This window comes from Deltaproteobacteria bacterium (assembly GCA_005879535.1).
Taxonomy (GTDB): Bacteria; Myxococcota; Myxococcia; order Myxococcales; family 40CM-4-68-19; genus 40CM-4-68-19.
In genome coordinates, this window is record VBKI01000001.1 from 1 (window position 1) to 7,533 (window position 7,533).

The following is a 7,533-nucleotide window of genomic DNA, read 5'->3' on the forward strand; positions in this document are numbered from 1 at the left end:
GACGACGAAGATCGCGTAGAGGACCGGAACCAGGACCAGCGTGATCATGGTGGCGAAGGCGAGCCCTCCAATCTGCGCGAAGCAGAGCGGCTCCCAGAGCGCGCCACCGTGGATGGCGAGCGGCAAGAGGCCGAAGATGGTCGCGCCCACGGTGATGAGCACCGGCCGCATCCGGATGAGGCCCGCGTCGACCAGCGCCTCCCGCAGCGGCTCGCCGCGCTCCTGCATCTCCTCGATCAGATCGAAGAGCACGATCACGTGGCTCACGATCACCCCGATCAGGCTGATGATCCCGAGCACGGCGGTGAAACCAAAGGGCGAGCCAGTGATCACCAGCGCAAGGATGGCGCCGACGCCGCCGAACGGGATGGCGGCGAGCACGATGAGCGGCTTCACAGCGCTGCGGAACTGGATCACCAGCGAGAGCAGGATGGCGAGCACGGAGAGCAGGGCCACGATGCCGCTCTCGCGAAAGACGAGGGTCTGCTGCTCCTGCGCTCCGCCGATCTCCAGGAAGTATCCGGGAGGCAGGCTGCGCTCGAAGGCCTGGAGCCTCGCACGGGCGAGCTTCATCACCTCGGAGGGCAGCCGCCCGGGCACCGGGGATCCGGAGACCACGACCGTGCGAACCTGGTTCCGGCGCATGATCTTCTCGGGGGCGAACTCGAGGCGCAGGTTCGCCACCTGGAGCAGCGGCACCTTGATCGATCCGCGAGAGCCGAGCACGTAGAGGTTGCTCAAGCTGGCGAGCGTGCCGCGCTCGCCTTCGCGCAGCCGGGCCAGAATGGGGATCTGCTTGTCGTGGTCACGGAGGCGTCCGACGGGAATGCCGGTCAGAGCCTTGGTCGAAGCAGCCACTTCGCGATTCGAAATACCGGCGAGTCGGGCGCGCTCCGGGTCCACCTGCAAAGCGATCCGGGGCGTTTCCGCGCCCCAGTCGTCGCGCACGCGATCGGCGATCGGGATGTCGCGGAAGATCGCCTGTGCCTGACGAGAAAGCGCTCTCAGCGTGGCGATGTCGTCGCCCGAGATGCGCACCTCGAGCGGGTTGTTGACCGGTTTCCCGGTCTCGAGCTGCCGGACGTCGATCTGCGCTCCCGGGACCTGGGCGGAGAGCGCGTGCTGCAGCGGAGCGATGAGCTCGGTCGTGTCGTGGTCGTCCTTCACCTCGACGACGAGCTGCGCGTAGTTGACCTGGTCCTGCTGCGGAGAGAGCGAGAACCAGAATCGGGGCGCGCCGCCGCCGATGAAGGTGGTCACCGAGCGGAGCACCTCGCGATGCGTCTTCTTTCCGTGCTCCGCGGCCACCTCGCGCACGATACGGTCGGCGATGCGCGCGGCCTCGTCGGTCGCTTCCAGCGTGGCGTTCTCGGGCAGCCAGATGTCGACGTAGGAGAGATAGGAGAGGTCGGTGGGGAAGAACGCCGTCTTCAGGCGCGGACCGAGCGAGATGCCGGCGGCGAGCACGCCGGCCGCGGCCAGGAGCACGAGGTAACGGTGGTCGATCGCCCAGCGCACGCCGCGCGCGTAGAGGCCGGCGACGCCGCGCTCGCGCCGCTCGGCCCACGGCAACGGCGGCCGGTCGTGGCCGCGGAGCAGCGCGTGACCGAGGAGCGGCACGAAGGTCATCGAGACGATGCGCGAGGCGATGAGCGCGCAAGTGATCACCACCGGAAGGCTGAAGATGAAACGGCCGACATCGCCGCTCATGATCAGGAAGGGCAGGTAGGCGACGATGTTCGTGACGGTGGCGAAGAAGATGGCGCGCGCCAGCCTGGTGGGCCCGAGCCATGCGGCGAGGCGTCCGGGCTTGCCCGCATCCAGCTCCCGTTTGATGGCATCGCCTGCCACCACGGGGTCGTCGACCAGGAGCCCGAGCGAGATGATCAGCGCCGCGATCGACATCTGCTGGATGTCGATGCCGAGCAGGTACATGAACGCGTAGCAGAGCGCGAGCGTGAGCGGGATGGAGAGCGCGAGCAGGAGCGCCGAGCGCCACTCCCAGAACCCGATCAGGCCGATGAGTACGATGATCGCGATCGCCTCGTAGAAGCTGACGAGGAACAGGTCGACCTTCTCCTTGACCTGGCGCGGCTGATCGGAGGTGCGGGCCAGGATCAGGTCTTCCGGAAGCGTGGCCCGGACGCTGGCGAGCTTCGCGTCGACGTCGGCGCTGAAGTCGGCGATCTGGCGGCCGGCCTGCATCTGCACCGCCACGGTGATCGCGCGGGTGCGCTGCCAGGTCCCGGCCGCGTCGCGCCAGGTATGGAAGTTGAGGTAGCGCGGTGGGTCTTCGTAACCGCGGCTCACGTCGGCGAGGTCGCGCAGGTAATAGGGCGCGCCGCTCCGCGATGTAGACACCAGCAGATCGGAGATCTCCTTTTCGCTCTTCAATTCGCCGCTGACGTCGATGATCACCCCTCGTCCCTGCGCGCGGGCCACGCCGCCGGGGGCCTGTACGTTCTGGGCGAAGATCGCCTGCTGCAGCATCTGTTGCGTCACGCCGGTGGAGGCGAATCGCTCCTGCGAGTAGTCGAGGTAGATGCGCTCGTCGAGCACGCCCGAGCGCGTCACCCTGGCGACTTCCGGCGAGACCTGGATGCGTTTGGCGATCTGATCGGAGAAGTCGTCGAGCTGTCGCAAGCTGTATCTCGAGCCGGCGACCCGCTGCAGCTCTTCGCTCGCCTGCTCCGGCTGCTCGAGGATCGCGGGCTCCCAAAGGTCGGGGTGCAGCCAGCCGCCGTGCAGCCGCTCGCTCTCGAAGCGATGCACCACGGCGAGCCAGCCCTCGCGGTCGAGATCGCTGAGCGCGTCGAAGGCCACGAACCCGTTGCCGCGCACGGGGCGGATGTCCTCGGCTCCTTCGGCGCGCGCAAACCCGGCGAGCTGGTCGACGATGCGCGCGATGGGCAAAGGGTTCAGCGCGCCCGGGAAATTGAAGACCACGGTGCGGCGGGCTCCCGCGCGTGCGGCGGATCGCGCCGCGCGGACTGAGACCTCGATCGCCTGGGCGCGAATGGCGATCTCGGAACCGGAAATTCTCGGGCTCGCCACCGTCAGCATCAGCGCCGCGGTGTCGCCAAAGTCCTTTTTGAAATCGATCGGCTGGGCGCCTTCCGGCAGGTCGCGGATGTTCTTGATCCGCGAATCGATGTCGTCGAGGGCACGCCCGAGGTTCTTGGCGTCCGCCCGGACCGTGACCTGCACTACGGAGACGCCATTGCGCGAGGTGGACTCGATCTTCTCCACTTCGCTGGTGGAGGCGATCTTCTCCTCGATCTTGCGGGTGACGAGCTGCTCGACCTTCTCGGCCGGCGCGCCCGGCCAGGGCGTGATGGCGACCGCGACCCGCACCGGGATCAACGGGTCCTTGCGCTTGGGCATCTGCAGGTAGCCGAACGTGCCCGCGACCAGCGTCGCCACAAGCAGCACCCACGCCACCTGGCGGTTCTCGGTGAAGTAGCGCGCGGTGTTGTGCGATTTGCCGATCAGCTCTTCGTCGGTCTTGTGCGCCATGGCGGGCCTCGAGGAGCTACGGAACGAGCTGGACTGTCTGGCCGTCGTTCAGCAGCGTCGCGCCCTGCACCACGAGACGCTCGCCGGGGAGCAGGCCGCTCTCGATCGCCACCTCGTTCCCGATCAGCTGGCCCCCGATCACCCGCCGCTGGCGCGCGATCGGGACGCCGCGCTCCTCCTCGACCACGAAGGCCAGGAGCGCCTGCGCCTCGCGCTCGCGTTGCGGCGCGGCGACCAGCGAGCTGAGCGGCGCGGTGATCACGGCCGCGCTCGAGGTCGCCGCCTCCTGCAGCGCCACCGAGACGACCATGCCGAGGAGCAGCGAGGCGCTCGGCGAAACCACGGCCGCCTCGACGTCGAAGGTGCGTGCGTCTGCGCTCGACTGAGGATGGAGCTTGCTGATCGCCGCCGGGATGTTCGCTCCGAGCGCATCCGCGGTGACCGCGACGGGGGAGCCGATCCGCAAATGGGACGCCACTTCGTCGGGCACCGCGAAGCGCACCTTGATCCTGCTGACGTCCGCGAGCCGGAACGCGAGGGTGCCCGGCGAGACCAGGTTGCCGATCTCGATCGAGCGCGCGAGGACGAGCGCGTCCACCGGCGCCCGGAGCGAGGTGTCGCCGAGCGCGATCCGGGCGCTCGCGAGGCGGGCTTCCGCAGTGTCTACGGCAGCGCTCGCGCCGTCGGTCCGCGCCTTGGCCGCGTCGTAATCAGCTTGCGGGATGACCTTGGAGGCGAGCAGGTTGCTCGCCCGATCGTAGTCGAGCCGGGCCTTCACGGCGGCCGCGCGAGCCGCCTCGATGGCTCCGCGCGCTTCCGCGGCGGACTGGCGATAGTCCTCCTGCCGGACGCTCGCCAGCACCGTCCCGCGCTGGACCCGATCGCCCGCTTGCACGAACCGGGTCCGGCCCTGGCTGTCGCGGACGGTGAGAAGGGAGGTGGCGTAGCCGCCGACCTTGAACGAGAGCTCGATCTCCGCCTCCGGAGCAACGGTGCCGCTGAAGCGGAGCTCCTGGTGCGCCTGCGGGGATGCCCGGACGGTTCTCGTGCGCACCGGGACCGGAGGTCGTACATAGGCGTCCGCCTTGTTGCAAGCAAGCGCGCCCAGAGCGGCGGCAGCGAACAGTGGCACGTAGCTGCGGCGTTCGTGCTTCGGGGTGGAGCTCGATTGCGCCGCGTTCCATTGTGTCCTGGTAGTCATCTGCGACCTCTTCGAGCACCCGGCTCGATGGATAGATGCGGCTACACCTATTGCGATGCGCCGAGGCTGTCGGGAACTTCTTACGCGGCTGGCCGGGTCCTTATTACGTTCGAACGACCGCGAGCAGACGCGCAAGTCGATGGTGAAGATCGCGCGCTTGCCTCACGCCGACCAGGTCCCGGACGCGCTTCTGGCTCTTCTCCCAGAGCGGGAATGCCTTCTCGATGGCTCGCTGACCGGGCTTTGTGAGCAGCACGATCCGGGCGCGCGCGTCGGCCGGATCCCGGGCGACCCGGAGGAGGCCGGCCTTCTCCAGGGGCAGCAGGTTCCGCGTGAGCGTGGTCCGATCCATCCCCAGGACTTGCGCAATCTTGCCCATGCCGGCACCGGCCTCGCCGAATCGGGCGACGGCGACGAGCGCGGTCAGCTGCGAGATCTGCAGGCCGGCGCGGCGCAGGTTCTCGTCATAGATCCTGGACAAGGTGCGGGACGTCTGCCGCACACGCATGCAGGTGCACTCGTCCGCGATTTTCCGGGCGGCATCCTGGAAATTGGTTTTCACGCTGGTGTTTGCATCTACACGGAGCTGCCGCGCCGTGCAAGGCAAGATCGAAAACGGCGGAGCAAAGTGTACATACACGTGAGCCTGCGCCCCCGGGAGCCTGCGGCTCAGCGGCCGGGGTCACCGCGACGTGCGGGTCGCCGGCGAGGACGACGCCTGGCGAGCGCGCGGATCCAGAACCTGCTCGTCTCGCGCAGGACGGCCTCGCTCAGTTCCTCGTCGTCGACTGCGCGCGAGATGGCGAGCGCCCCGACCATGGCGGAGAGCAACGCGAGCCGCGCCGACGCATCGGCGCTGCGGACGACTTCTCCGATGCGAGCGAGCGCCCCGCGAACGCCGTCGGTGTACGTGCGTCTGACGCCGGCCGGCTGGCGCGGCATGTCGGAAGCGAGCGCGGGGAGCGGACATCCGGCCGACGGCGCGTCGCGGTGGGCCTTGCTCAGGTAGCGACGCAAGATCGCCCCGGGCGAACTGCCCGGCTGCCGCGCGAGCCCGGATTGCGCGAATGCCTCGGCGCAGGCTTCCTTCGCCAGCGCCTCCTTGCTTTCGAAATGGCGGTAGAAGCCGCCGGCGGTCAACCCCACCTGCGCCATCACGTCGGCGACGCTGACCGCCTCGATCCCGCGCTGCCGGAAGAGCCGCGAGGCTGCCGCGACGGCAGTCCGGCGGGTACGGGCAGCCTCTTCACGCGACCTTCGCACCGCGTTCTCCCGCGGGGGGCTTCTGCCTGCGCCCTCCGCCCGTCGGCGGCAACGCCGGCGCGTCCGTGGAATCGAGCCCGAACTGCTTGCGGAAAACGCCGTCGAAAACCGCCGCGGGCAGATACCTTCGCAGTCCGGCGACCAGGCCCGAGCGCTTGCCCACCGGATATCGCAGGCGGGGCTTCCCGGCCGTTGCTGCCTCGACGACCGCCTCCGCCACCACCTGCGGATCCTCGGCGCCTTCGGTGTTCCTGCGGAAGTTCTCTCGGGAGTGGTCCCGGGCTTGCTGGTAGTCGCCGACAAGGTGGGCAGCAAGAGTCCCGTTGCTGTCGAAGTTGGTGCGCATGAACCCGGGCTCGACGAGCGCCGCGCGGATTCCCAGCGTGCGAGTCTCGTGATCGAGCGACTCGGCCAGTCCTTCCAGGGCGTGCTTGGAGGCGGCGTAGAGGCCCATGAACGGGGCGGGCAGGAAGCCGAGCACGCTGCTGATGAAGACGATGCGCCCGCTCCGCTGGGCCCGCATCGCCGGCAGCACCGCTTGCGTCATGCGCATCGCGCCGAAGAAGTTCACGTCAAACAGATCGCGGGCCTGCTCGAGCGAGGTCTCCTCGACCGCGCCGATCACCGTGCCGCCGGCGTTGTTGACCAGGAGATCGATGCGGCCCGCCCTGGCCAGCACCTCGGCCATGCCGGCGTCGATGGACGCCTCGTCTCGCACGTCGAGGAGCAGGCGCTCCGTCCCGGCTGGCAGGAAGCTCGCGGCCGATCTCGCCGTACCGAAGACGCGGTATCCCCGCCCGACCAGCGCCCGCGCGGTTGCATTTCCGATCCCCGACGACACGCCCGTCACGATTGCCACTCGACCGTTCATGTTCGCTCCGTAGTTTAGATGACGATTGTCATCTAAAGCCAGCAGATGCTTGCCAGGTGTCTTCGATTCGCCAGTCGGAACCCGTCCGAGGCGATACGGGACCCTCAACCGCCCTTCGCCGCCTGGGGCGGGTTGAGCGAGGCAGCGACGGCACGCGCCACCGCGCGAGGCTGATGCGGAGCGACTGCACCGTGAGCTTGTTCTTGTAGGGCACCTGAGAGCGGAAGCGTCCGCTTTCGACGCTCCACCGAACAGGAATCAGTGCCGAGGACCTGCAGTCGATCCGGGCCGCTTCTCCTCACGGCGCGCGCGGCCTGACGCGGATGGAGTACATCAACCGACTGGCTACCTTGCAGGCAAGAACTCGACACAGGGAGGTGACCGATGAAGGCGATTGTGGTGACGAATCGGGCTGCGGGAACGGCCGGGGCGAAGTTGGTTGAGCGGCCCGAGCCGCAGGCGGCGATAAACGACGTCGTTGTTCAGACTCATGCGTCGGCATTCACCGGGGATGAGCTGGCGTGGCCCTCGACCTGGACCGATCGCGTCGGCCGTGACCGGACGCCTTCAATCCCCGGACACGAACTGGCCGGAGTGGTCACCGCTCTCGGCTATGGCACGACGGGGCTGTCGATTGGACAGCGGGTGTTCGGCCTCACGGACTGGTATCGCGACGGCACGC

6 protein-coding genes are annotated in these 7,533 nt (G+C 68.5%); 1 reads left to right on the forward strand and 5 read right to left on the reverse strand.

Annotated elements, in window-relative coordinates:
- From E6J58_00005 to E6J58_00025, 5 genes are all read right to left on the reverse strand, one after another.
- Positions 1-3,516, reverse strand: a 3,516-nt coding sequence (locus E6J58_00005; protein TMB44605.1) for an efflux RND transporter permease subunit, incomplete at its 3' end; no start/stop codon positions are given.
- Positions 3,517-3,532: 16 nt separating this feature from the next.
- Positions 3,533-4,717 carry an efflux RND transporter periplasmic adaptor subunit gene (locus E6J58_00010; protein TMB44606.1) on the reverse strand — a complete coding sequence of 395 codons (1,185 nt, stop codon included), beginning with the start codon at positions 4,715-4,717 and terminating at the stop codon, positions 3,533-3,535.
- Positions 4,718-4,820: 103 nt separating this feature from the next.
- On the reverse strand, positions 4,821-5,279 hold the full coding sequence (locus E6J58_00015; GenBank protein TMB44607.1) for a winged helix-turn-helix transcriptional regulator: 459 nt from the start codon (positions 5,277-5,279) through the stop codon (positions 4,821-4,823).
- 107 nt (positions 5,280-5,386) lie between these two features.
- A complete protein-coding gene (locus E6J58_00020) occupies positions 5,387-5,980 on the reverse strand; it encodes a TetR/AcrR family transcriptional regulator (GenBank protein TMB44608.1) in 594 nt (197 codons plus the stop codon).
- Positions 5,964-6,851: an SDR family NAD(P)-dependent oxidoreductase gene (locus E6J58_00025; protein ID TMB44609.1), complete on the reverse strand. Its 888-nt coding sequence runs from the start codon at positions 6,849-6,851 to the stop codon at positions 5,964-5,966. Before E6J58_00025 ends, E6J58_00020 begins: the two co-directional genes overlap by 17 nt.
- A 384-nt stretch (positions 6,852-7,235) precedes the next feature.
- On the opposite strand from E6J58_00025, the gene E6J58_00030 reads away from it, so the two are divergent.
- Positions 7,236-7,533 (forward strand): NADP-dependent oxidoreductase (locus E6J58_00030; GenBank protein ID TMB44610.1); only part of this gene is annotated, 298 nt, incomplete at its 3' end.

Bases quoted from the DNA above. Each gene is read 5' to 3' on its own strand.
- E6J58_00025 (TMB44609.1), bottom strand. From the start codon at position 6,851: ATGAACGGTCGAGTGGCAATCGTGACGGGCGTGTCGTCGGGGATCGGA.
- E6J58_00010 (TMB44606.1), bottom strand. From the start codon at position 4,717: ATGACTACCAGGACACAATGGAACGCGGCGCAATCGAGCTCCACCCCG.